Raw genomic sequence first — 23,128 nt, forward strand, 5'->3', positions numbered from 1 at the left:
CAGTAACTCACACCATCCAGTAAAGAAGACTATGTCCGACCAAAACAAGCCAGCCGCACCGAAGCAGAACAAGAAACCCGTCAGCAAATACCCGGTCAACATGACGGAAACCCCGTTCCCGATGCGCGGCGACATGGCCAAGCGCGAACCGCAATGGGTACAGCAATGGCAAGACAAGAAAATCTACGAGCGCGTGCGCAAGGCAGCCGCCGGCCGTCCGAAATTCATCCTGCATGACGGTCCGCCGTATGCCAACGGCGACATCCATCTGGGCCACGCCGTCAACAAGATCCTGAAAGACATGGTGATCAAGTCGCGCTCGCTGGCCGGCTTCGATGCGCCGTATGTGCCGGGCTGGGATTGCCACGGCATGCCGATCGAGATCCAGATCGAAAAACTGTACGGCAAGAACCTGCCGACGGCCGAAGTGCTGGAAAAAGCGCGCGCCTACGCGAACGTGCAGGTCGAGCGCCAGAAGAAAGACTTTATACGCCTGGGCGTGCTCGGCGAATGGGACAACCCTTACCTGACAATGGCGCACGGCAATGAAGCCGACGAACTGCGCGCGCTGGGCAAGCTGCTGGAAAAAGGCTATGTCTACCGTGGCCTGAAACCGGTCAACTGGTGCTTTGACTGCCAGTCGGCGCTGGCCGAAGCGGAAGTGGAATACGCGGAAAAACGCGATCCGGCCATCGATGTCGGCTTCAAATTCGCCGAGCCGGAAAAACTGGCAGCCGCTTTTGGTTTGCCATCGCTGCCGACCGAAAACGGCTATATCGTCATCTGGACCACCACGCCGTGGACCATCCCGTCGAACCAGGCGCTGAACGTCAATCCGGAAGTCAAGTACGCGCTGGTGCAAGCCGAGCGCGATGGCCAGCCGCAGCTATTGATCCTGGCGCAGGACCTGGTCGTCTCCAGCCTGGCGCGCTTCAAGCTCGATGGCACGACGATCGCCACGTGCGACGGCGCTGCCCTGGCCGGCATCAGTTTCCGCCATCCGCTGCACGCCGCCGACGCCTTCTATGACCGCCTGTCGCCACTGTACCTGGCCGACTACGTGACCACCGAGAGCGGTACCGGCGTGGTGCACTCGGCGCCGGCCTATGGCCTGGACGACTTTATCTCGTGCAAGGCGCACGGCATGAAGGACGACGACATCATCAAGCCGGTGATGGGTGACGGCAAGTTCGCCTCGACCCTGCCGCTGTTCGGCGGCATGACCATCTGGGAAGCGTCGAAACCGATCTGCAACGCCCTGAAGGACGCGGGTGCGCTGTTTGAAGTGAAGATGTTCGATCACAGCTATATGCACTGCTGGCGCCACAAGACACCGATCATCTACCGCGCCACCTCGCAGTGGTTCGCCGGCATGGATGTCACGCCAAAAGACGGCGGCGCCACCTTGCGCGAAACCGCCTTGACAGGCATCGCCAACACCGAGTTCTTCCCGGACTGGGGCCAGGCGCGCCTGCATGGCATGATCGCCAACCGTCCCGACTGGACACTGTCGCGCCAGCGCCAGTGGGGCGTGCCGATGGCCTTCATCGTGCACAAGGAAACCGGCGGCCTGCACCCGCGTACGCCTGAACTGCTGGAACAAGTGGCCAAACTGATCGAAAAAGACGGCATCGAAGCATGGCAGGCGCTGGACCTGGCGGACCTGATCGGCGACGAAGCGGCCATCTACGCCAAGAACAAGGACACGCTGGACGTGTGGTTCGATTCCGGCGCCACCCACCAGACAGTATTGGGCGGCCCGCAAGCGCACGGTTCGCACTCGACCCAGTTGCAGTTCCCGGCCGACCTGTACCTGGAAGGCTCGGACCAGCATCGCGGCTGGTTCCACTCGTCCTTGCTGGTGTCGTCGATGCTCAATGGCCGCCCACCGTACAAGGCACTGCTGACGCACGGCTTCACGGTCGATGGCGAAGGCAAGAAGATGTCCAAATCGCTGGGCAACACCCTGGCGCCGCAAAAGATCTCGGACAGCCTGGGCGCCGACATCCTGCGCCTGTGGATCGCCTCGACCGACTACACGGGCGAGCTGTCGATCTCCGACGAAATCCTGAAGCGCGTGACCGAATCGTACCGCCGCATCCGCAACACCTTGCGCTTCCTGCTGGCCAATACCTCGGACTTCAACCCGGCGACGGACGCCGTACCGGTGGCGGAACTGTTCGAGATCGACCGCTATGCGATCGCCAACATGGCCTCGTTGCAGCAGCAGATCGAGAACAACTATGCGCGCTACGAGTTCCACCCGGTGGTGTCCAAACTGCAGACCTACTGTTCGGAAGACCTGGGCGGCTTCTATCTCGATATTTTGAAGGACCGCCTGTACACCACGGGCCTGAATTCCATCGCGCGCCGCTCTGCGCAGACGGCGCTGTGGCATATCACGCAAAGCCTGCTGCGCCTGATGGCCCCTGCCCTGTCGTTTACGGCCGAAGAAGCATGGGCCGTGTTTGCCGGCGAAGAAGCTTACGCCGCCAGCGATGAAACCATCTTCACGCAAATCTGGTGGCAGTTGCCGGAAGTAGCGGACGCTGCCGAACTGCTGGAAAAGTACACGGCCCTGCGCGCCGTGCGCACCGATGTGACCAAGCAGCTGGAAGACCTGCGCACTTCAGGCGCGATCGGCTCGTCGCTGCAGGCCGAACTGACCATCAAGGCCGCGCCGATGAAGTACAAGCTCTTGAACACTCTGGGCGACGACCTGAAGTTCGTCTTTATCACCTCGCAGGCGACGGTGGCCGAAGTGGCCGACGAAGCAGGCGAAGAAGTGGTCGTCACGGCGTCCGCCGCGCCGAAGTGCGAGCGCTGCTGGCATTACCGCGCCGATGTGGGCACCGATGCTGAGCATCCGACCCTGTGCGGGCGCTGCGTCAGCAACCTGTTTGGTGCAGGTGAAAAGCGCCGTTTCGCTTAAACTGTCGCACCGGAACGCCACGTGCGTTCCGCTCCCGACCGCCGCTGCCTGGATACCTGCCCGGGCAGCGGCGGCTTTTACCTCTCCCTGAAAAAATATGGCCACTAAAAACCGCGTTGTGTCGAAATCGAAATCGTCGTCGTCATCGTCCCTGGTTCCCTGGCTGGGCATCGCCGCCATCGTTATCCTGTTCGACCAGATCACCAAGATCACCGTGCTGCGCACCTTCCAGTACGCCGAAGAAAAGGTCATCACCTCGTTCTTCAACCTGGTGCTGGCGTTTAACAAGGGCGCCGCATTCAGCTTTTTGTCCGACCAGGGCGGCTGGCAGCGCTATTTATTCACCGGCATCGCGCTGGCGGCAGCCGCGTATATCATCTACCTGTTGAAAAAGCACGCCGGCCAGCGCATGTTCTGCTGGGCGCTGGCACTGATACTGGGCGGTGCGCTCGGTAACGCCATCGACCGGCTGGTATATGGCCACGTGGTCGATTTCCTCGATTTCCATTGGAAAAGCTGGGGCCATTTCCCCGCTTTCAATATCGCCGACAGTGCCATCTGCATCGGCGCGGCCCTGTTCATCATCGATGAACTGCGCCGAGTGAACAAATAACGCCAAATAACACGCAGGAGCCACACCATGGAATTGTCCGGCAAAAAAATCGTCCTCGGCCTGTCGGGCGGCGTCGCCTGCTACAAGGCGGCCGAACTGTGCCGCGCGCTGGTGCGCGCCGGCGCTTCGGTGCAAATCGTCATGACGGACGCAGCCAGCCACTTCATCACGGCCGTCACGATGCAGGCGCTGTCCGGCCACCCCGTGCATACCAGCCAGTGGGATGCGCGCATCGACAACAATATGGCGCATATCGACCTGACGCGCGGCGCCGACGCGATCCTGATCGCGCCGTGTTCGGCCGACTTTTTACGCAAGCTGGCGCATGGCGTCTGCGACGACCTGCTGTCGACCCTGTGCCTGGCCCGTCCGGCTCACCTGCCGCTGCTGGTGGCGCCGGCCATGAACGTGGAAATGTGGCAGAACCCCGCCACCCAGCGCAATGTGCAGCAGCTGCGCGAAGACGGCGTCAAGCTGTTTGGCCCGGCTGCCGGCGAACAGGCGTGCGGCGAAGTGGGCCTGGGCCGCATGCTTGAACCCGAGCAGTTGCTGGCTGAACTGATCGCCGCCTTCCAGCCGAAAGTATTGGCAGGCAGGCGCGTGCTGGTCACGGCCGGCCCTACTTTTGAGGCGATTGACCCGGTGCGTGGCATCACCAATCTGTCCTCGGGCAAGATGGGTTATGCGGTGGCACGCGCTGCGCGTGAAGCGGGCGCCGAGGTGCTGCTGATCTCCGGCCCGACCGCCCTGCCCGCACCGTTCGGCGTGCGCCGCATCGACGTGCAAAGCGCGCAGCAGATGCATGACGCAGTGCTGGCTCACCTCGATGGCCAGCACGTCTTCATCGCTGTCGCCGCCGTGGCCGACTGGCGGGTGGTCAACGCCAGCGACCAGAAAATGAAAAAGCAGGCCGATGGGTCGGTGCCGGAACTGCAGTTCGCGCAGAATCCCGACATCCTCGCCACTGTGGCGGCGCGCACCAACCTGGCCGGTTTTCCGTATTGCGTGGGCTTTGCCGCCGAATCGGAAAACCTGGTGCAATTCGGTTCCTCCAAGCGCGAAAAGAAGGGCATACCCCTGCTGGTGGGCAATATCGGCCACCACACCTTCGGCCAGGATGACAACACCATCATCCTGTTTGACGAAGACGGCCACACCGTGCTGCCGCGCGCCTCCAAGCTGGAACTGGCGCGCCAGCTGATTTCCGAAATTGCCAAGCGTATCGCGAAAATTTCGCTGCTCAAGTAACCCTTAACAAAGTTGTAGCTTCAATGAAAAATATCGACATCAAGATCCTCGACGCCCGCATGAAAGACCAGTTGCCGGCCTATGCCACCCCGGGCAGCGCCGGCCTGGACCTGCGCGCCTGCATCGATGAAGCCATCACGATAGCACCCGGCCAGACGGTGCTGATACCGACCGGCCTGGCGATCCACCTTGGTGACCCGGGCTATGCAGCGATGATCTTGCCGCGCAGCGGCATGGGCCACAAGAACGGCATCGTGCTGGGGAATCTGGTAGGCTTGATCGACTCCGATTACCAGGGCCAATTGATGGTCTCGACCTGGAACCGGGGCCAAAACGCATTCACGCTCAACCCCATGGAACGCCTGGCGCAGCTGATTATCGTGCCGGTGCTGCAAGTGGGCTTTAATATCGTCGAGGAATTCGGCGACAGCGAACGCGGTGCTGGCGGTTTCGGCAGCACCGGCAAACATTAATTAAGGACGACTATTTATGCCAGGTTTCCGCCAAATCGACCCAGCTCAAAACCCGCTGCGCCAATTGGCCATGCCGCTGCTGGTGGCTTGCGCCGCCATGCTTGCCGGCTGCACCACGCCCGGCAGCACCGTCAGCGGCCCGTTCAACATGACACCCTCAGCCGATGAAGCGCCCGCCTACACGGCGCAGCAAAAGGCCGCGCAGGAAATCCTGGTAAAGATGGTGGCCTTGCAGGACCGGCTGTCGAAAGTGTCGGCGCCGCTGCTGATCAACAATGCGGACCTGTGCAAGACCTACGCCCGCAACCTGCTCGGTTTCACGGCCCAGAACAAGTATTCCTACCCCAGCGTGTATGCCGATGCGGCGCAGGCAGCCCTGGGCTACGGCGAACAGATGCAGGTATCGAGCGTGCTGCCGGGCAGCGGCGCCGCGCGCGCAGGCCTGCGCAAGGGTGACGGCCTGCTGGCTGCCGAAGGCAAACCGCTGCCGGCCGGCCCGAACGCAGAAGGCCCGTTTGGCGCCATCGTCGGTCCGCTGGCCTCGAAAAGCGCCAGCATCAACATGACGATTGCGCGCCAGGGCCAGCCGCAGGACCTGAAAATTCCCGTCACCCGCGCCTGCGCCTTCCGCGTTGCACTGGGCAATGCCGACAATATCAATGCATATTCGGATGGCGCCCGCATCATGCTCACGCGCGGCATGGTGGGCGCAGCGCAAAGCGATGAGGGGATAGCCTTTGTGATTGCGCGCGAAATGGCGCATAACATCCTCGACCATGCACGCACGCAGCGCAGCAGCGGCACGGCGGGCAGCCTGATCGACAGCCTGGGCGCGGTACAGCCCGACGTGTCGATGCTGACGGGTGCCGCCGGCATACGCGCCATGCCGCAGGACCTCGACGCGCAGGCCGACACCCTGGCGATCTACCTGCTGGCGCGCGCCGGCTACGATATCGGCAATGCCGCCAGCTTCTGGCAACGCCTGTCGGCCCAAGTGCCGGCCAGCATCGCCAACGGCTACACGGCACTGCATCCGGGCACCAATGCGCGCATCGCCGCCATCAACCGGGCGGTGATCGATGTGCGTGCCAAGCAGGCGGCCAAAAAGCCGCTGCGGCCTTAAGAGCCTGAAAATGGGGGGAATACGCCCCCCATCAGCCAGCTGACCATGCCGATCAATATCACTGCCAGGAACACGCCGACCAGCAGTTTGCTGACGATGGGCATGCCTTGATCTTGCGATTGCTGTTCTTTGATTGTCATGGGAACTCTCCGCAGGCTGTGGGATAGCGAGTTTTCAGTATAGCCATGTTTTCCCCTCTTGCGACGCACGCCTGCGGCATATTTATTCACTCATCAAAGACAGCGCACCATGGACAGCATCGACCTCGAAGTACTGAAAACCTGCGCTGCCTGGATCGCTGCCGGCCACCGCTGCGAACTGGTCACGGTCATCAAGACCTGGGGTTCCAGCCCACGCCCGGTCGGCGCCACCCTGGCCATCTGCGACGACGGCACGGTGGTCGGCTCGGTCTCGGGCGGCTGCATCGAAGATGATCTGATCGAGCATGTGCGCACGCATGGCATCGTGCGCGAGCGGCCCGAGATCGTCAGCTATGGCATCAGCGCCGATGAGGCGCACCGCTTCGGCCTGCCCTGCGGCGGCACCATCGAACTGGCGATCGAACCGCTGCATGCCGGCAGCGGCGTGGCCGAACTGCTGGCGCGTCTGGAGCGCCATGAGCTGGTAGAACGGCGGCTCGATCTGAAGAGCGGCGCGGTCAGCCTGCATGCGGCGGCGCCGGGCGCAACTCTGGTGCTGGAAAACGATCACCTCACCACCCAGCATGGCCCGCGCTGGCGCCTGTTGATCATCGGTGCCAGCCAGTTGTCGCGCTTCGTGGCACAGATCGCCACCGCCATGGATTACCACGTCATCGTGTGCGACCCGCGCGAAGACTACCGCAGCGGCTGGAACGTGCCCGGTGTGCCGCTGCTGCACGCCATGCCCGACGACCTGGTGCTGGAACTGCAGCTCGACAGCCGCAGCGCCGTACTGGCCCTCACGCACGACCCGAAACTGGACGACCTGGCGCTGATGGAAGCGCTGAAGTCACCGGCATTCTATGTCGGCGCCATCGGCTCGCGCGCCAACAATGCGAAACGGCGCGAACGGCTGCTGCAGTTCGACGTCACGCCCGGGCAGCTGGCACGCCTGCACGGGCCGGTGGGCCTGTATATCGGCAGCAAGACACCGGCCGAAATCGCCATCTCCATCCTGGCCGAACTGACGGCCGTGAAAAACGGCGTGCCCGACACGCTGCAGATCCCGCACGCCCAAGCACTGTCGGCATGACCACCTTGCACTGGACGCTGCCGCTGCCTGCCGGCTACCGGCAGGCAGACGTGTTGGCTTTTCACGGCCGCGACACGCAAGGCGTGGCCGAACAGGTGACGCCGCACCGCCTGCGCAAGGCCATCTTGCAGCAAGGCCTGCCGGTGCTGCTGGAAGTTGATTTCACTGCCAGCGAAGCGCAATGCCGCGCCGAGATCGATGGCCGGCTCTGTCACGGCATGCAGGACGCGCTACACGGTGTGCTGAATAATATCCTCGGCCTGCGCATCGCACCCGAACCGTTTGCGCAGCTGGTGGCCGGCGACCCGCTGATGGGCCCTTTGGCGCGCGCCAACGGCAGCTTGCGCATCGTGCAGTCGGCCACGCCGTTCGAGGCGCTGACCTGGGCGATTATCGGCCAGCAGATCAACCTGCCGTTTGCCATAGCGCTGCGCCGCACCTTTATTTTGCAAGCCGGGCGCCAGCACAGCAGCGGCCTGTGGTGCTACCCGGAAGCGCGCGACGTGGCGCGGCTGGCGCCCGAAGATCTGACAGGGCGCAAATTTTCGCGCGCCAAGGCCGAGACCTTGCTGCGCCTGGCAGCGCTGGTCGACCAAGGCAAGTTGTCACTCGAACTGCCTGCTTCGGGCGAGGTGGAGGCGGTCTCGCAAGCCTTGCTGAAAGTAAAAGGGATCGGCCCGTGGACCGTCAATTACGCGCTGCTGCGCGGCTATGGCTACGCCGACTGCTCGCTGCATGGCGACGTGGCGATCCGCGCCGCCCTGCAAAAGCTGCTGGGCGAGGCAAGCAAGCCGGATATCGCGCGCACCGAGCAATGGCTGCGCCAGTACGCGCCGCACCGCACCATGGCAGCCGCGCATTTGTGGGCCAGCCTGCACACGGCACAGATCGATACATAGCCCCGCTAAGCCGCAACAGCCTGCGGTACGGCATGCGTCAGATACCACTTCCAGAATGTCCTGCGCAATCGTGTATCGCCATCCTCGTCAAGGCCACCGGCAACGGCCGATGCGATCAGATAGTCAGGAAAAAAGGCTTCCGCATCCATCTCGTGATCGTCACGCTTATCGCCGGCATCGAAGAGCGTGTCACTGATGGCCATGGTGATGGTGTTGGCAGCAGCGTGGCCGACAAACATGGCCGGGTACTCGCCGGTCTCGTACTCCTCGTCTTCAACCACGGCCACATAAAAATCGTCACGCACGCGCTGCGCTTGCTGATGCGATACCGCACCGCTGGCCGCGCCTCGCGCCGTGTCGAGTATCGCGTCGATAGCCTTAGGGTCGGCGAATTTTTCGCACCAGATCGGCAGGCCGTGCCGCACGCAGATGGCGTGCAGCTTGGCCAATCTCACGCTGCAGGCCTGGCCGGACTGCCCTGCCGACAGCGACCGCCACAACAGTTTTCTCGATGGCAGAGGCAAGTGCCCCGAACGAGAACTCTCCAATTGCTCCAGCAAGGTGCTGATCAACAGCGCCAGTTCATGCTCCATGCTTGCCCCTTGTGTTCGCCGATGCATCGGGCGTCAGCAGCTGCAGGATTTTACACCGCCTCCCTGCAGCACTTTGTTGCCGATGCTACCATCTACTACTGATGAGCTAATCCCCATGACGGATGGCCGCCACGTTTTTCCGTACCCCCCATTTCCGAGGAATCAAATGACTACCCTGACCATCAATGGCAAGCGGCACGATATCGCCCTGCCCGAAGACACGCCGCTGCTGTGGACCCTGCGCGACGAACTGGGCATGACCGGCACCAAGTTCGGCTGCGGCATGGCCCTGTGCGGCGCCTGCACCGTGCATCTCGATGGCGAGGCAGTGCGCTCATGCGTGACGCCGATCTCGGCCGCCGCCGGCAAGAAGATCACCACCATCGAGGCGGTGGGCGAAGACAAGGTGGGACTGGCCCTGCAACAGGCGTGGCAAGACCATGGCGTGCCGCAATGCGGCTACTGCCAGGCCGGGCAGATCATGTCGGCCACGGCCCTGCTGCACAAGACGCCCAAGCCCAGCGACCAGCAGATCCGCGAGGCAATGAGTGGCAATATCTGCCGCTGCGGCACCTACACGCGCATCCATGCGGCCATCAAGCAGGCCGCCGGCGTGCCCCCTAAAGGAGCTTCGAAATGAACGCGCCTGACAAGATGATCGTCTCGGCCTCGCGCCGCAACTGGCTCAAGGCCGCTGGCGCGCTGGCCGGTTTCAGCCTGGTCGCCGGCCCTTCCGGCCTGGTGATGGCGGCCGATGCCGTCAAATACGGCGGCGACAATATGGCCGGCGGCGTGGTCGACAACGTGCTGGTGTTCCTGTCCATCGGTTTTGATGGCATCGTGACCATCGTGTCGCACCGCGCGGAAATGGGCCAGGGCGTCCGCACCAGCCTGCCGATGGTGGCGGCCGACGAACTGGGCGCCGACTGGGCCAAGGTGAAAGTGCAGCAAGCGCCGGCCGACGAAGCGCGCTACGGCAGCCAGGACACCGACGGCTCGCGCAGCATGCGCCACTCGTTCCGCGCCATGCGCCATGTGGGCGCCACCGCCCGCCTGATGCTGGAAACGGCGGCCGCGGCGCGCTGGAACGTTGCCGTCGACCAGGTCAAGGCGGTCGATCACAAGGTGGTGCATGCGGCCAGCGGCCGCACCCTGGGCTTTGGCGAACTGGCGGCCGAGGCGGCCAGGCTGCAGGTGCCGTCGCGCGCCAGCATCTCGCTCAAGCGCGCCGAAGAGCTGCGTTACATCGGCCAGGACAATAAGCGCGGCATCGACCTTCACGATATCGTTACCGGCAACACCCACTTCGGCATCGATACCCGCATGGACGGCATGAGCTATGCCGTGATCGCCCGTCCGCCGGTATTTGGCGGCAAGCTGAAAAGCGTCGACAAGACGGCCGCCCTGAAGGTGCCGGGCGTGCTGCGCATCGTCGAACTGGCGGGCAGCCCGCCGCCGGCCATGTTCAATCCGCTGGGCGGCGTGGCGGTCATTGCCAGCAATACCTGGGCCGCCATCAAGGGCCGCGAAGCACTGGTGCTGGAGTGGGAAGACGGCGCCAACGGCAGCTATGATTCCAGGGCCTTCCGCGCCACGCTGGAAGCGGCCGTGCGCCAGAGCGCCAAGCCGGCGCGCGACCAGGGCAAGACGGTCGAGACCCTGGCCGCCGCACCGGCCACGCGCAAGATGAGTGCCGAATACTATCTTCCGCACCTGGCCCACGCCACCATGGAGCCGCCCGCCGCCACCGTGCGCGTGGCCAATGGCAAGGCCGAAGTATGGGCCTGCGTGCAGGCGCCGCAAGCGACGCGCAGCAATGTGGCCAAGGCCCTGGGACTGGCGTTCGAAGACGTCACCGTGCACGTGACCTTGCTCGGTGGCGGTTTCGGGCGCAAATCGAAACCGGACTTCGCGGTCGAAGCGGCGCTGCTGTCGAAAGCGATGGACGGCAAGCCCGTCAAGCTGACCTGGACCCGCGACGACGACCTGCAGCACGATTACCTGCACACAGTCTCCGTCGAGCGCCTGGAAGCGTCGCTCGATGCGAAAGGCATGCCGACGGCCTGGCTGCACCGCACGGCCGCGCCCACCATCACCTCGACCTTTGCCGCGGGCGCCAACCGGCAGGCGCCGTTCGAACTGGGCATGTCGGCTATCAACGTGCCGTTTGCGATCCCGAATGTGCGCGTCGAAGTGCCGGAAGTGCCGGCCCACACCCGCATCGGCTGGTTCCGTTCGGTGTCAAATATTCCGCACGCCTTTGCCATCCAGTCGTTTGCGGCCGAACTGGCGCATGCGGCGAAAAAAGACCACCGCGACTATCTGCTTGAATTGCTGGGCCCGGCGCGCAAGATCAATCCGAAAGAGCTGTCCGACGGCTGGAACTATGGCGAAGACCCGGCCAGATACCCGGTCGATATAGGCCGCATGCGCCACGTGATCGAACTGGCCACGGCCAAGGCAGGCTGGGGCCGCAAGCTGCCCAAGGGACGCGGGCTGGGCCTGGCCGTAGCCTACAGTTTCGTCACCTACGTGGCAGCCGTGATCGAGGTGGAAATCAATGCGGCCGGCGAAGTGCTGATCCCGCGCGTCGATATCGCCATGGACTGCGGCCCGCAGATCAACCCGGACCGCGTGCGCTCGCAGATCGAGGGCGCCTGCATCATGGGCCTGTCGCTGGCGATGAGCGGTGAAATCAGCTTCAAGAACGGCAGGGTCGAGCAGAGCAATTTCCACGACTACGCCGTGCTGCGCGCCGCCGACGCCCCGCGCGTGATCCACACCCACCTGGTGCCGGGTACGCTGGACATGGAACTGGGTGGCGTGGGCGAACCGGCCACCCCGCCGATCGCGCCGGCGCTGTGCAACGCCATCTTTGCCGCCACCGGCAAGCGCATCCGCGCGCTGCCGGTGGGGATGCAGCTGGCGAAGAAGAGCTGATCTTGAAAGTATAAGCCATGAGTTGGCGTTACCACGCCCCATAGCAAAAATCCGGGGTCAGACCCGCCCGGTCTGACCCCAGCCTTTCCGCCGTCGGGTTAACAACGAAAAAACCGCTGACCCTCTTGCGAGGAATCAGCGGCTTCGAATTGGTTGCGGGGACAGGATTTGAACCTGTGACCTTCGGGTTATGAGCCCGACGAGCTGCCAGACTGCTCCACCCCGCACAAGAATTATATACCAGATTGTTACGCGGCGTAAAGGGCAGTGTTGACAGATCGTTTGGCCATGAAAAAACCGCTGACCCTTTTGCAAGGAATCAGCGGCTTCAAATTGGTTGCGGGGACAGGATTTGAACCTGTGACCTTCGGGTTATGAGCCCGACGAGCTGCCAGACTGCTCCACCCCGCACAAGAATTATAAGCGCAAACGGGTAGCTTAGGCAATAGCTATTCCAAAATCGACAGCAATAGAACTATTCAATAGAAAAGAGCGGCGCATGCCTGATCCGCCCGGCACGCCACGGTGCACGCAATCGGTGTACAGTAAGCGTTACACCAGTGACTGAAACTCTGCCATTTTTATCTTAAGCCTGCCCATGAAATTCTGCTCCGAATGCGCCCACCCTGTCAGCCTGTCGATACCGGATGGCGACAACCGTCCCCGCTATGTCTGCCCCAGTTGCAACACCATCCATTACCAGAACCCGAAGATGGTGGTCGGCTCGATCCCCGTGTGGGAACAGGACGGCCAGTTGCAGGTGCTGCTGTGCAAGCGCGCGATCGAGCCCCGTTATGGCTACTGGACGCTGCCGGCCGGCTTTATGGAAAATGACGAGACCACTTCGGATGCGGCCGAGCGCGAAACGGTGGAGGAAGCGGGCGCGCATATCGAACTGGGCAAGCTGTTTTCGCTGCTGAACGTGCAGCGCGTGCACCAGGTCCACCTGTTTTACCTGGCGCGCCTGTGCGACCTCGATTTCGCGCCCGGCATCGAAAGCCTGGAAGTGCAGATGTTCTCGGAAAGCGAGATTCCTTGGGACGATCTCGCCTTTCCCACCGTGCGCACCACGCTGGAACTGTTCTTTGCCGACCGCGTGAAGATCAGCGAAGGCGGCAGCTACGGCTTTCACACAGGCGACATCAATCGCCCGATGGCCATGCCGGCTGACGGCGCCACTCAACCCTGACCACCTTGCTTGCATGATCCCCTGGCTCGATCTCCATACCCCGTTTCCTGATGTGTCGCGCGCGCTGAAGGGCGAAGCGCCTGGCCTCCTCGCGGCCGGCGCCGATCTGTCGCCGCGCCGCCTGCTCGAGGCCTACCGGCACGGCATCTTTCCCTGGTTTTCCGAAGGCCAGCCGATATTGTGGTGGAGCACCGATCCGCGCATGGTCCTGATGACGGACAATTTCAAAGTGTCGGACAGCCTGCAAAAAGCCATCCGCAAGGTCGAGCGCAGCGCCGCCACCGACGGGCGCTGGCAGCTGCGCTTTGACGGCGACTTCGAGGCCGTGATGCGCGCCTGCGCCGCGCCGCGCAAGGATGGCCCGGGCACCTGGATCTCGGAAGACATCATCGACGGCTATACGGGCTTGCACAAGCTCGGCCATGCGCATTCATCGGAATTGTGGCTCGATGGCGAACTGGTCGGCGGCGCCTATGGCGTGTCGATCGGCCGCATGTTCTACGGCGAATCGATGTTCGCGCGCGTTACGGACGGCTCGAAAATCGCATTGGCCCACCTGGTGCGCTTTTTGAAGGAACGGGGCGTGACGATGATCGACTGCCAGCAGGAGACGCGTCACCTGGCCTCGCTGGGCGCGGCGCCGATTTCGCGCGCGCGCTTCCTGGCCCATCTGCGCGAGGCGATAACAGAAGCACAAATCACCGACTGGCACACTGCGGCTTAGGCCTGGCTATGCTATCGTTGCAAGCAAGCTGCCTGATACTGGATCGCCATGACGCACCTGAACGAATTACCGTTTGCCACCCTGCAGTTCTACACGACGGCGCCCTACCCTTGCAGCTATCTGGAACAGCGCCAGGCGCGCTCGCAGGTGGCCACGCCTTCGCACCTGATCAATAGCGACGTGTATTCGGAACTGGTGCGCAACGGCTTCCGGCGCAGCGGCATCTTTACCTACCGCCCGTATTGCGATGGCTGCCAGGCCTGCATCCCGGTGCGGGTGGCGGCGCAGGATTTTACGACCAGCCGCAACCAGCGCCGCGCCTGGAACCGCCATGCGCAGCTGCAGGCCGGCGTGGCCACCCTGTCCTTTCTTGACGAGCACTACGAACTGTACCTGCGCTACCAGAGCACGCGCCACGCGGGCGGTGGCATGGACCAGGACAGCCGCGACCAGTACGCCCAGTTCCTGCTGCAAAGCCGGGTCAACACCCGCCTGGTGGAGTTTCGCGACCCGCAAGGCATCCTGCGCATGGTCAGCATCATCGACGTGCTGGCCGACGGGCTGTCTTCCGTCTACACCTTTTTTGATCCGGACGTGCCGGGCGCCTCCTACGGCACCTACAACGTGCTGTGGCAAATCGCCCAGGCGCGCGAGCTGGGCCTGCCCTATGTGTACCTGGGCTACTGGATCGCCGAGAGCCCGAAAATGGCTTACAAGATCAATTTCAAGCCGCTGGAAGCGCGCATCAAGGGGCAATGGGTAATCATGTGAAATCTGGGGTCAGCCCCCCCGGCGAACGCTAACGCACAGCTTTGAGTTAACAATCGCGAGGGTCTGACCCCGGCCCTTGAGCTTATTTGCTCTTGTCCGGATACGCCGGGCGCACGGGCCGCACCGGTGGATTTTTCGCCAGCTCTGCCTGTATCACCTCGATGGCTTTTTCCAGTTGCGGATCACGGCCGGCGATCACGTCGGCCGGCGTCTGTTCGACCTCTATATCGGGCGGCACGCCTTCGTTTTCCACGCCCCAGCCGTTTTCACGGGTCCAGAATGCCAGGTTGGGCGCAGTAATGGTGCCGCCGTCCATCAGCACGGGGAAGCCGAGGATGCCGACCAGGCCACCCCAGGTGGCCTTGCCGATCAGCGGACCCATGTTGTTTTTGCGGAACATCCACGGCAGCAAATCGCCGCCCGAACCGGCCGTCTCGTCGATCAGCATGGCGCGCGGGCCCTGGATGGAAGCCGACGGCGTCTTCATGTCGGCACCATAGCGCATGGCCCACCAGGCGATCTCTTTCTTCTGCAGGATCTCGATGTAATAGTCGGCCACGCTGCCGCCGCCATTGAAGCGCTCGTCGACGATGATGGCCTGCTTGTCGGCCTGCGGGAAGAAATAGCGTTTGAAGTAAGTATGGCCCAGGCCCGCCGTATTGGGCACATACACATAGGCCACCTTGCCGCCGGTGGCCGCGTTCACCTTGCGCATATTGCCTTCGATCCAGTCGCGGTTGCGCAGCGCGTCCTCAAGCGGCACCGGCACCACAGTAATGGTACGCGCGCCCTTGCCGTCGGCCGAAGGCCCCACCGTGATATCGATCGCCTTGCCGGCCGTGTTTTCAAACGCGCTGTACAGATTGGTCGGCGGCGCAATCGGACGGCTATCGACGGCCAGCAGATATTCTCCGGCCTTGACGTTCAGGCCCGGTTCCGTCAACGGCGCGCGCAAGCTCGGATTCCAGTTCAGACCGCCATACACTTTTTTGAAGCGGTAATGTCCGTTGCTGACTTCATAGTCTGCACCCAAGAGGCCGCCCGGCACTTTTTTGGCGTCGATAAAGTCGTCTCCGCCACCGCCGCGATGATGGCCGACGGCCAGCTCGCTGCACAACCATTGGATCAGGCGGTTCAGGTCGGCGCGGCTGGACAGTTCGGGCAGGAAGACTGCGTACTTGTCGCGCATGGCTTTCCAGTCCACGCCATGCATGCCGGGATCATAGAAATAATCGCGGTTGATGCGCCACACTTCGTTGAAAATCTGCGTCCACTCGGCGCGCGGATCGGCTTTTACCTCGATCGCATCGATCTTGATCTTGCCTTCACCGGCGATCAACGGTTTGCCGGTGGCTGAGCCCATGGCCCAGTTTTCCTTTTGCCGGTACAACAGCTTCTTGCCGTCGGCCGAGACCTCGAAATCATCGGCCTCCGCCACCATGGTTTCAGCCTTGCGATCCTTCAGGTCGAAGCGCTGTACCGCCTTCTTGCCGTCGTTCTCGCGCAGGAAAAAAATCTGGCCGTCGCCACCGGCCGACAGGCTGGAAAACTGCGCGGCCGGCATCGGCAGGTCGACGATGCGCGTGGCGATGCCGTCGAAGTCGATGCGGATCGGCGCCACCGGCGCCACGTTCACTTTCGGATCGTCGCGGCCCGTTTTCGGGTCGATCTTCGGTTCGTTTTTCACCTCGTTTTCGGACTTGGCGAGCTTAGGCTCTGCGCCGGCGGCTTTTTCCTCGTCGCTTTCCTTGATCAACGGTGACGGCAAATCATTCCTCAACACTGCCATCCACACCGTGCGCGTCACCAGGTTGTCTTCGTTCTGCTGCGAAAACCAGTTGTTGCTGGGGCCCGCATTGGTCGAGGCAAAGAAGTACAGGTATTTGCCGTTCTTGTCGAACACCGGTTCGGCCACGTCCGACAGGCCGTCCGTCACCGGCATCGACTTGTTCTGCTCGACCGAATAGATGTAGGCGCTGCGCGTATAGGTGGGCGAATTGAGCGTATAGGCCAGCCAGCGCGAATCGGGCGCCCACGAGGCGCGCATGCTCTTGTCGACACCGTACATCGGTTCGGTGGCTATTCTTTGCACCTTGCCAGTAGCGATGTCGATCACATACATGCTCCAGCCATTGTCGGCAAACGCGATCTTTTTACTGTCGGGCGACCAGACGGCGCTGTCGTAAAAGCCGCTGCCATTGAGCGGAAACTTGCGCACCGCACCCTTGCCATCCTGGGCCCGCACATGCAATTCGTATTCCCCCGACTCGTCCGAGAAATACGCCACCGAGCGGCCATCGGGCGACCAGATCGGCGTGCGCTCGTTGGCCCCCGGTGTTTGCGTCAGGTTGCGCACGTCGCCCTTGTCGGCCGGGATGGTGACGATCTCGCCACGGTACTCGAACGCCACGCGCGCGCCCGACGGCGAGATCGACGCATCGCGGATATATTTCGCGCCCTTGACCCAGCGCGGGCGCGTCTGCCCCAGGTCGCTGGCCACGGCGATGACCAGCTTTTTCGACTGGCCGCTGGCCAGATCCAGGCTGTGCAGATAGCCGGCCTGCTCGTAGACGATGGCGCCATTGGCGGCCGACGCGTTCAGCACGGGGAAATCCGTATGCCGGGTCAGCTGGCGCACCGCTTTGCTCTTGATATCGTAGGCAAACAGGTTGAATTCGCCGTTGCGGTCCGACCTGAAGTACACGGTGTCACCGAGCCAGATCGGATCGACATCGTTCGAACGCGTGGCCGGTTGCGGGATTTTCACTATCGATTTGTCGCCGGACGAAAACAGCCATAGCCAGGAATTGGTGCCTCCCCGGTAGCGCTTCCACTGTTTGAACGCCGGCATCAAGGGGTTGTAGGCGATGCGCTTGCCGTCCGGCGAATAAGTGGCGCGCGAGGCGTTGGGGATCTCGAGCTGGGTTTCCACGCCGCCCGTCACCGGCACCGTAAACAACTTCTGGAAGCGGTTGTTGAAGGCGGCGCGCGGCGAGGTAAACATCACCGCCTTGCCGTCCGGCGTGAACGCCTGCGCCAGGTCGGCGCCCGGGTGGAAGGTCAGGCGGCGCGGCACGCCACCGGCGGCGGCGATCACATACACGTCGGTATTGCCGTCGATATTGGCGCTGTACGCGATCAGGCTGCCATCGGGCGAAAACACGGGATTCGACTTGTCACCGAGGTCCGACGTCAGGCGCCGCGCGCCGCCGCCATCGCGGCTGGTCAGCCACAGGTCACCGGCATAGATAAAAGCCAGATGGCTGGCCGATAAGGCCGGCTCGCTCAGCATGCGGGTATCGCTGGTATTGGGCAGTGCAAAGGCGGTGGCGGAATGGCCCAGCAGCAGTGCGGCAGCGGCGGCGATCGCCGTCAGGATGGGTGTCTTGTTCAATCAGTGTCTCGCTTATGATGGCAGGAAAGCAGGAAGGTACACGGTGCCCATGCAACTTGGTAATGAATCAATAATTGCATTAGACCAATAAGAACTATACACCGATGGCCATCTGGAACACGGTAAAATACTGCACCCATAGCCCGTACCCATGACCGCATCACGCCCCGCGCACCATCCTTGAAAAACCCATGTCCAAAAAATTCCTGTATTCCCTCGCCCGCCCGCTGCTGTTTTCCATGGATGCCGAAGCAGCCCACCATTTCACCCTGCCGGCCCTGAAACGCGCCAGCGCACTGGGCCTGACCAGGCTGGCCAGCAAACCGGCGGCGGACCCGCGCACGGTGATGGGCATTACGTTCCCGAACCCGGTTGGCCTGGCCGCCGGGCTGGACAAGGATGGCGCGTATATCGATGCGCTGGCCGACATGGGCTTTGGTTCGATCGAAGTGGGCACGGTGACGCCGCGCGCACAGGCCGGCAACCCGAAGCCGCGCATGTTTCGCCTGCCGCAGGCGCAGGGCATCATCAACCGCATGGGTTTCAACAATGGCGGCGTCGACGCCTTTGTGGCCAACGTGCAGGCCTCGAAGTTTTACCAGAACCGCGCCGGCGTGCTGGGCCTGAATATCGGCAAGAACGCCGATACGCCGATCGAGAAAGCAGCCGACGATTACCTGCTGTGCCTGGAAAAAGTTTACCCCTACGCCAGCTATGTGACGGTGAATATTTCGTCGCCGAACACCAAGAATCTGCGCCAGCTGCAAGGCGCGTCCGAACTTGACGCCCTGCTGTCGCAACTGAAACAGGCGCAGGCGCGCCTGGCCGACCAGCACAAGCGCTACGTGCCTTTGGTGCTGAAAATCGCGCCGGACATGGATGGCGAACAGGTGAAAAGCATCGCCGGATCGCTGACGCGCCACGGCATCGACGGCGTGATCGCCACCAATACCACGCTCTCGCGCAGCGCGGTGGAAGGCATGGAACATGGCGCGGAAGCCGGCGGCCTGTCGGGTGCGCCCGTGTTCGAATTGTCGAACACGGTGATCCGCCTGCTCAAGGCGGAACTGGGCAATGCGCTGCCGATTATCGGCGTGGGCGGCATCATGCAGGGCCAGGATGCGGTGGCCAAGTTCGAGGCCGGTGCGCAGCTGGTGCAGTTGTACAGCGGCCTGATTTACGCCGGCCCGGCGCTGGTCGGCGACTGCGCGCGCGCACTGTGCGGCAAGCAAGCGCGTTAAGGAGACAGCATGGAGAAAATCACACTCGGTTCCAGCAGCCTGCAGGTCAGCAAAATCTGCCTGGGCACCATGACGTTTGGTGAGCAGAACAGCGAAGCCGAAGCGCATAGCCAGCTCGATTACGCGCTTGAGCGCGGCATCAATTTTGTCGACACGGCCGAGATGTATCCGGTCATGGCCAGCGCCGAAACGCAAGGCAGCACCGAGCGCTATATCGGCAGCTGGCTGAAGAAAAGCGGCAAGCGCGGCCAGATCGTGCTGGCCAGCAAAGTCGCCGGTCCGAACAGCCGCATGCACTGGATACGCGGTGGCAAGAACAACCTCGACGCGGTCAATATCCGCGCCGCCGTCGAAGACAGCCTGCGCCGTTTGCAGACCGAGCATATCGACCTGTATCAGTTGCACTGGCCCAGCCGCAATGTGCCCATCTTTGGCGCCAACAGCTTCGATCCGCAGCACGAACGCGCATCGGTCGCCATTGAAGACACCCTGGCGATCCTGGGCAAGCTGGTCGACGAAGGCAAGATCGGCCATATCGGCGTGTCGAACGAATCGTCGTGGGGCGTGTGCGAATATATCAAGCAGGCAGAATTGCGTGGCCTGCCGCGTATCGTCTCGATTCAGAATCTGTACAACCTGACGGCGCGCCAGGTCGAAACCGGCCTGCTCGACGAAACCTGCCACCGCGAGAACGTGGGCCTGTTGGCCTACAGCCCGCTGGCGTTCGGCCAGCTGACGGCGAAATACCTCGACGATCCGCAGGCGCGCGGCCGCCTCACGATCTTCCCGCCCGGCTGGAGCCCGCGCTATATCCGCCCGGCCACCATCGAAGCGGCCCGCCAGTACGCGGCGCTGGCGCGCGAGCATGGCCTGACGCCGACCCAGCTGGCGCTGGCCTGGTGCTACTCGCGCTGGTTCGTCGCCTCGACGATTATCGGCGCGACCAGCCTGGAACAACTGGCCCGCAATATCGATGCCTGGAACGTCACGCTGTCGCCGGAAGTCATTGCGGCAGTGGACGTCATTCACGCCAGCTTGACCAACCCCGGCCAGTAAAGCTGTCTGCTGCCGGTGGCGCAATGCCGCCGGCAGTCGTTTTTATACAACAAGCACCATTCCCTTGCACTGCACCATTGCGGCGCCGCCATGCGCGGTCGTATGCTGGATACCAAGGCGATATGCACTACCCCTGCAAATTTCCCGCGCATTATCCGTTTGCCGCATAACCATACACAGAAGCATTCGTAAGCGCGCCACGCGCCGACTGTTAATCTGATGGCATCACCAGACCACCACGGTCTGCGGAACCTGAATCACTAACCGAAGAGATATAGTCGATGAGTCCTGTTACTACCCGCGCCACCCGCGCCCTCCCCGTCAAGACCGTCATCGCCGCCAGCCTGGTGGCCTGTTTCGCCCTGCCCGCCCACGCCCAGCAGGAACTGCCGGCCGATGGCGAACTGCAATCGGTGGTCGTCACTGGCACCTTTGCCAAGAACCGCCGCACCATCGATTCCGAATCGCCGATCGACATCCTGACCTCGCGCGACCTGCAAAGCACGGGTTCAGGCGAACTGGCCACCGTATTGAGCCGCCTGCTGCCGTCACTGAATTTTGCGCGCGCCACCGGCGCCGACGCCAGCGACGCCGTGCGTCCGGCCCAGCTGCGCGGCCTGTCGCCCGACCAGACCCTGGTGCTGGTCAACGGCAAGCGCCGCTATACGTCGGCCGTGGTCAACGTCAACGGCTCGCTGGGCCGCGGCTCGGCGCCGGTCGACCTGAACGCCATTCCGCTGGCCGCCATTGACCATGTGGAAGTGCTGCGCGACGGCGCCGCCGCCCAATACGGTTCCGACGCGATCGCCGGCGTAATCAATATCATCCTGAAAAAAGGCGCGGCCGGTGGCGACGTGGAAGTGGGCTATGGCCAGACCCAGGAACACGACGGCAAGCAGAAAAGCATCAAGGGTTCGGCCGGCTTTGCGCTCGGCGAAGACGGCTGGCTGCGCCTGTCGGCCGAAGTGGCCGACCGCGACCCGACCAACCGCGCCGGCGCCGACTTCCGCAATCCGCTCGAACCGCGCTACGGCAAGGTCAACCAGCGCTATGGCGACGCCGAAAGCCAGCCGGCCACCATCTTCTTCAACAGCGAATACCATCTCAACGACAATATCGACTGGTATGCCTTCGGTAACTACGGCAAGCGCGATACGTCGGCTGCCGCCACCTGGCGCACGGCCTACAACGGCACCACGCTGCGCACGCCGGTCTATCCGGAAGGCTTTTTGCCGCTGCAAAACAGCACCCTGACCGACCAGTCCATCGTTACCGGCCTGCGCGGCGAAGCGGCTGGCTGGCGCTGGGATGCCAGCCTGAACTATGGCAGCAACAAGTTCGAGCTGGACCTGGACAACACCATCAACCTGTCGATCGGTGCGCTGGGCGTCAACAGCCCCACGCATTTTTATGCCGGTTCGCTGAAGAATGAACAGACCGTGTTCAACCTCGACGCGGCGCGCGAATTTGCTGCACCCATCTTTACCGGGCCGCTGACGGTGGCCGTCGGTGCAGAAGCACGCCACGAAAAATACAGCATCGGCGCCGGCGACGAAGGGTCGTACATCGGCAGCGGCTCGCAGGGCTTTGCCGGCTTTCGTCCGGCCAATGCGGGCAGCCACTCGCGCCACAATGAATCGATCTATGTGAACCTGGAAGCGGAAGTGACGAGGAAATTGTCGGGCGGCGTGGCGCTGCGCCATGAGCGCTACAGCGATTTCGGCAACACCACCTCGGCCAAGGGTTCGGCGCGCTACGCCTTTACCGATGCGCTGTCGCTGCGCGGCACGGCCTCCAGCGGCTTTCGCGCACCGTCGCTGGCGCAGCAGTACTACACCATCACCACCACCAACTTCCAGGTCATCAATGGCACCAATACGCCGATCGAAACCGGTACCTTCGCCGTCAATACGCCGCAGGCGCGTGCCCTCGGTGCACAAGACCTGAAGCCGGAAAAAGCCCGCAACTACAGCTTGGGCCTGCAATTCCAGCCGAACCGCAACTTTACTACCTCGGTCGACGCCTACCGCATCGACATCGACAACCGCATCCTTTTCTCGGCCAACCTGGCCCTGAACAGCGCACTGCAGGCCCAGCTGGCGGCGCAGGGCACGGCCGTCGGTGCCGCGCGCTACTTCACCAACGCGGTCGACACGCGTACCGAAGGCGTCGATATCGTCAGCACCTACCGCATCGACCTGCAGGAAAAGGACCGCCTGGACTTCACCGTGGCCTACAACCACAACAAGAGCTCGGTACGCAGCATCGCCGACAATCCAGCCATCCTGACCGCCAACAACCTGCTGCTGATCGACCGCCAGACGGTAGCCCGCGCCACCGTGGCCTCGCCGAAGGACAAGTTCAGCCTGGCCGCCGACTATGGCTTCGGCAACTGGAACGCGCACGGCGTGGTCACGCGCTACGGCAGCTTTACCGTGCCGCAAAACAATGTCGCGCTGGACCAGAACTACGACCCGCAATGGGTGCTGGACCTGTCGGGTTCCGTCAAACTGGGCCAGAACTGGCGCCTGACGGCGGGCATCGACAACGTCACCAACCGCTACCCGGCGCAAGTGACCAGCGCCGGCAACCTGAACGTCGCCGGCACCCAGCCCTACAGCATCTTCGCGCCGAACGGTTTCAATGGCCGTTATTACTATGCGAAGGCGGGTTATAGCTGGTAAAAACCCGGGCAGGCG

At 62.8% G+C, this 23,128-nt stretch carries 18 protein-coding genes and 2 tRNA genes; 15 read left to right on the plus strand and 5 right to left on the minus strand.

Annotated elements, in window-relative coordinates; genetic code table 11:
* Positions 1-31 precede the first annotated feature (31 nt).
* The 5 genes from ileS (at position 32) to ACQ4WM_RS06595 (ending at position 6,389) form a co-directional block, all read left to right on the plus strand.
* Positions 32-2,932, plus strand: a complete 2,901-nt coding sequence (gene ileS / locus ACQ4WM_RS06575; RefSeq protein WP_436545869.1) for an isoleucine--tRNA ligase — start codon at positions 32-34, stop codon at positions 2,930-2,932.
* 97 nt (positions 2,933-3,029) lie between these two features.
* Positions 3,030-3,545 (plus strand): signal peptidase II, encoded by a 516-nt coding sequence (gene lspA / locus ACQ4WM_RS06580; RefSeq protein WP_436545870.1) that lies wholly within the window; start codon positions 3,030-3,032, stop codon positions 3,543-3,545.
* A gap of 27 nt (positions 3,546-3,572) precedes the next feature.
* The gene (coaBC, locus tag ACQ4WM_RS06585) at positions 3,573-4,793 is read left to right on the plus strand and encodes a bifunctional phosphopantothenoylcysteine decarboxylase/phosphopantothenate--cysteine ligase CoaBC (protein WP_436545871.1); all 1,221 of its coding nucleotides are present in this window, start codon (positions 3,573-3,575) and stop codon (positions 4,791-4,793) included.
* 23 nt (positions 4,794-4,816) lie between these two features.
* A complete protein-coding gene (gene dut, locus ACQ4WM_RS06590; protein ID WP_436545872.1) occupies positions 4,817-5,266 on the plus strand; it encodes a dUTP diphosphatase in 450 nt (149 codons plus the stop codon).
* A 16-nt stretch (positions 5,267-5,282) separates the two neighbouring features.
* Positions 5,283-6,389, plus strand: coding sequence for a M48 family metalloprotease (locus tag ACQ4WM_RS06595; protein ID WP_436545873.1), 1,107 nt, complete (start codon positions 5,283-5,285; stop codon positions 6,387-6,389).
* Here the strand turns inward: ACQ4WM_RS06595 and ACQ4WM_RS06600 are convergent.
* On the minus strand, positions 6,386-6,529 hold the full coding sequence (locus ACQ4WM_RS06600) for a hypothetical protein (protein WP_436545874.1): 144 nt from the start codon (positions 6,527-6,529) through the stop codon (positions 6,386-6,388). The two genes, ACQ4WM_RS06595 and ACQ4WM_RS06600, sit on opposite strands and share 4 nt — an antisense overlap.
* 109 nt (positions 6,530-6,638) lie before the next feature.
* Between ACQ4WM_RS06600 and ACQ4WM_RS06605 the strand changes: the two genes are divergently transcribed.
* Together ACQ4WM_RS06605 and ACQ4WM_RS06610 are read left to right on the plus strand one after the other, a co-directional pair.
* Entirely contained in the window at positions 6,639-7,622 is a 984-nt protein-coding gene (locus tag ACQ4WM_RS06605; protein ID WP_436545875.1) for an XdhC family protein, read from the plus strand.
* Positions 7,619-8,521 (plus strand): DNA-3-methyladenine glycosylase 2, encoded by a 903-nt coding sequence (locus tag ACQ4WM_RS06610; protein ID WP_436545876.1) that lies wholly within the window; start codon positions 7,619-7,621, stop codon positions 8,519-8,521. Before ACQ4WM_RS06605 ends, ACQ4WM_RS06610 begins: the two co-directional genes overlap by 4 nt.
* A 5-nt stretch (positions 8,522-8,526) precedes the next feature.
* Here ACQ4WM_RS06610 and ACQ4WM_RS06615 read toward each other — a convergent pair whose 3' ends face one another.
* Complete coding sequence (locus ACQ4WM_RS06615) at positions 8,527-9,114, minus strand: Imm5 family immunity protein (protein WP_436545877.1); 588 nt, start codon at positions 9,112-9,114, stop codon at positions 8,527-8,529.
* Positions 9,115-9,280: 166 nt separating this feature from the next.
* On the opposite strand from ACQ4WM_RS06615, the gene ACQ4WM_RS06620 reads away from it, so the two are divergent.
* Entirely contained in the window at positions 9,281-9,754 is a 474-nt protein-coding gene (locus ACQ4WM_RS06620; RefSeq protein WP_436545878.1) for a (2Fe-2S)-binding protein, read from the plus strand.
* A complete protein-coding gene (locus ACQ4WM_RS06625; RefSeq protein ID WP_436545879.1) occupies positions 9,751-12,054 on the plus strand; it encodes a xanthine dehydrogenase family protein molybdopterin-binding subunit in 2,304 nt (767 codons plus the stop codon). The genes ACQ4WM_RS06620 and ACQ4WM_RS06625 overlap by 4 nt, the downstream gene beginning before the upstream one ends.
* A gap of 150 nt (positions 12,055-12,204) precedes the next feature.
* On the opposite strand, the gene ACQ4WM_RS06630 is transcribed toward ACQ4WM_RS06625, so the two are convergent.
* A tRNA-Met gene (locus tag ACQ4WM_RS06630) sits at positions 12,205-12,281 on the minus strand.
* A 107-nt stretch (positions 12,282-12,388) separates the two neighbouring features.
* Positions 12,389-12,465, minus strand: a tRNA-Met gene (locus ACQ4WM_RS06635).
* Positions 12,466-12,652: 187 nt separating this feature from the next.
* On the opposite strand from ACQ4WM_RS06635, the gene ACQ4WM_RS06640 reads away from it, so the two are divergent.
* From ACQ4WM_RS06640 to ACQ4WM_RS06650, 3 genes are read left to right on the plus strand one after another with little or no spacing between them, the layout of a single operon-like run.
* Positions 12,653-13,243, plus strand: a complete 591-nt coding sequence (locus ACQ4WM_RS06640; RefSeq protein ID WP_436545880.1) for an NUDIX hydrolase — start codon at positions 12,653-12,655, stop codon at positions 13,241-13,243.
* A gap of 13 nt (positions 13,244-13,256) precedes the next feature.
* Positions 13,257-13,967, plus strand: coding sequence for a leucyl/phenylalanyl-tRNA--protein transferase (gene aat, locus ACQ4WM_RS06645; protein ID WP_436545881.1), 711 nt, complete (start codon positions 13,257-13,259; stop codon positions 13,965-13,967).
* 48 nt (positions 13,968-14,015) lie between these two features.
* Positions 14,016-14,738 (plus strand): arginyltransferase, encoded by a 723-nt coding sequence (locus tag ACQ4WM_RS06650; protein WP_436545882.1) that lies wholly within the window; start codon positions 14,016-14,018, stop codon positions 14,736-14,738.
* Positions 14,739-14,820: 82 nt separating this feature from the next.
* Here the strand turns inward: ACQ4WM_RS06650 and ACQ4WM_RS06655 are convergent, their stop codons facing one another.
* Entirely contained in the window at positions 14,821-18,132 is a 3,312-nt protein-coding gene (locus ACQ4WM_RS06655; protein WP_436545883.1) for a S41 family peptidase, read from the minus strand.
* A gap of 191 nt (positions 18,133-18,323) precedes the next feature.
* On the opposite strand from ACQ4WM_RS06655, the gene ACQ4WM_RS06660 reads away from it, so the two are divergent.
* From ACQ4WM_RS06660 to ACQ4WM_RS06670, 3 genes are all read left to right on the plus strand, one after another.
* A complete protein-coding gene (locus tag ACQ4WM_RS06660; protein WP_436545884.1) occupies positions 18,324-19,373 on the plus strand; it encodes a quinone-dependent dihydroorotate dehydrogenase in 1,050 nt (349 codons plus the stop codon).
* A 9-nt stretch (positions 19,374-19,382) separates the two neighbouring features.
* Positions 19,383-20,429, plus strand: a complete 1,047-nt coding sequence (locus tag ACQ4WM_RS06665; protein ID WP_436545885.1) for an aldo/keto reductase — start codon at positions 19,383-19,385, stop codon at positions 20,427-20,429.
* Positions 20,430-20,710: 281 nt separating this feature from the next.
* On the plus strand, positions 20,711-23,113 hold the full coding sequence (locus ACQ4WM_RS06670) for a TonB-dependent receptor plug domain-containing protein (RefSeq protein ID WP_436545886.1): 2,403 nt from the start codon (positions 20,711-20,713) through the stop codon (positions 23,111-23,113).
* Positions 23,114-23,128: the final 15 nt, after the last annotated feature.

It is taken from the genome of Janthinobacterium longum, from assembly GCF_051380735.1.
Classification (GTDB): Bacteria; Pseudomonadota; Gammaproteobacteria; order Burkholderiales; family Burkholderiaceae_D; genus Janthinobacterium.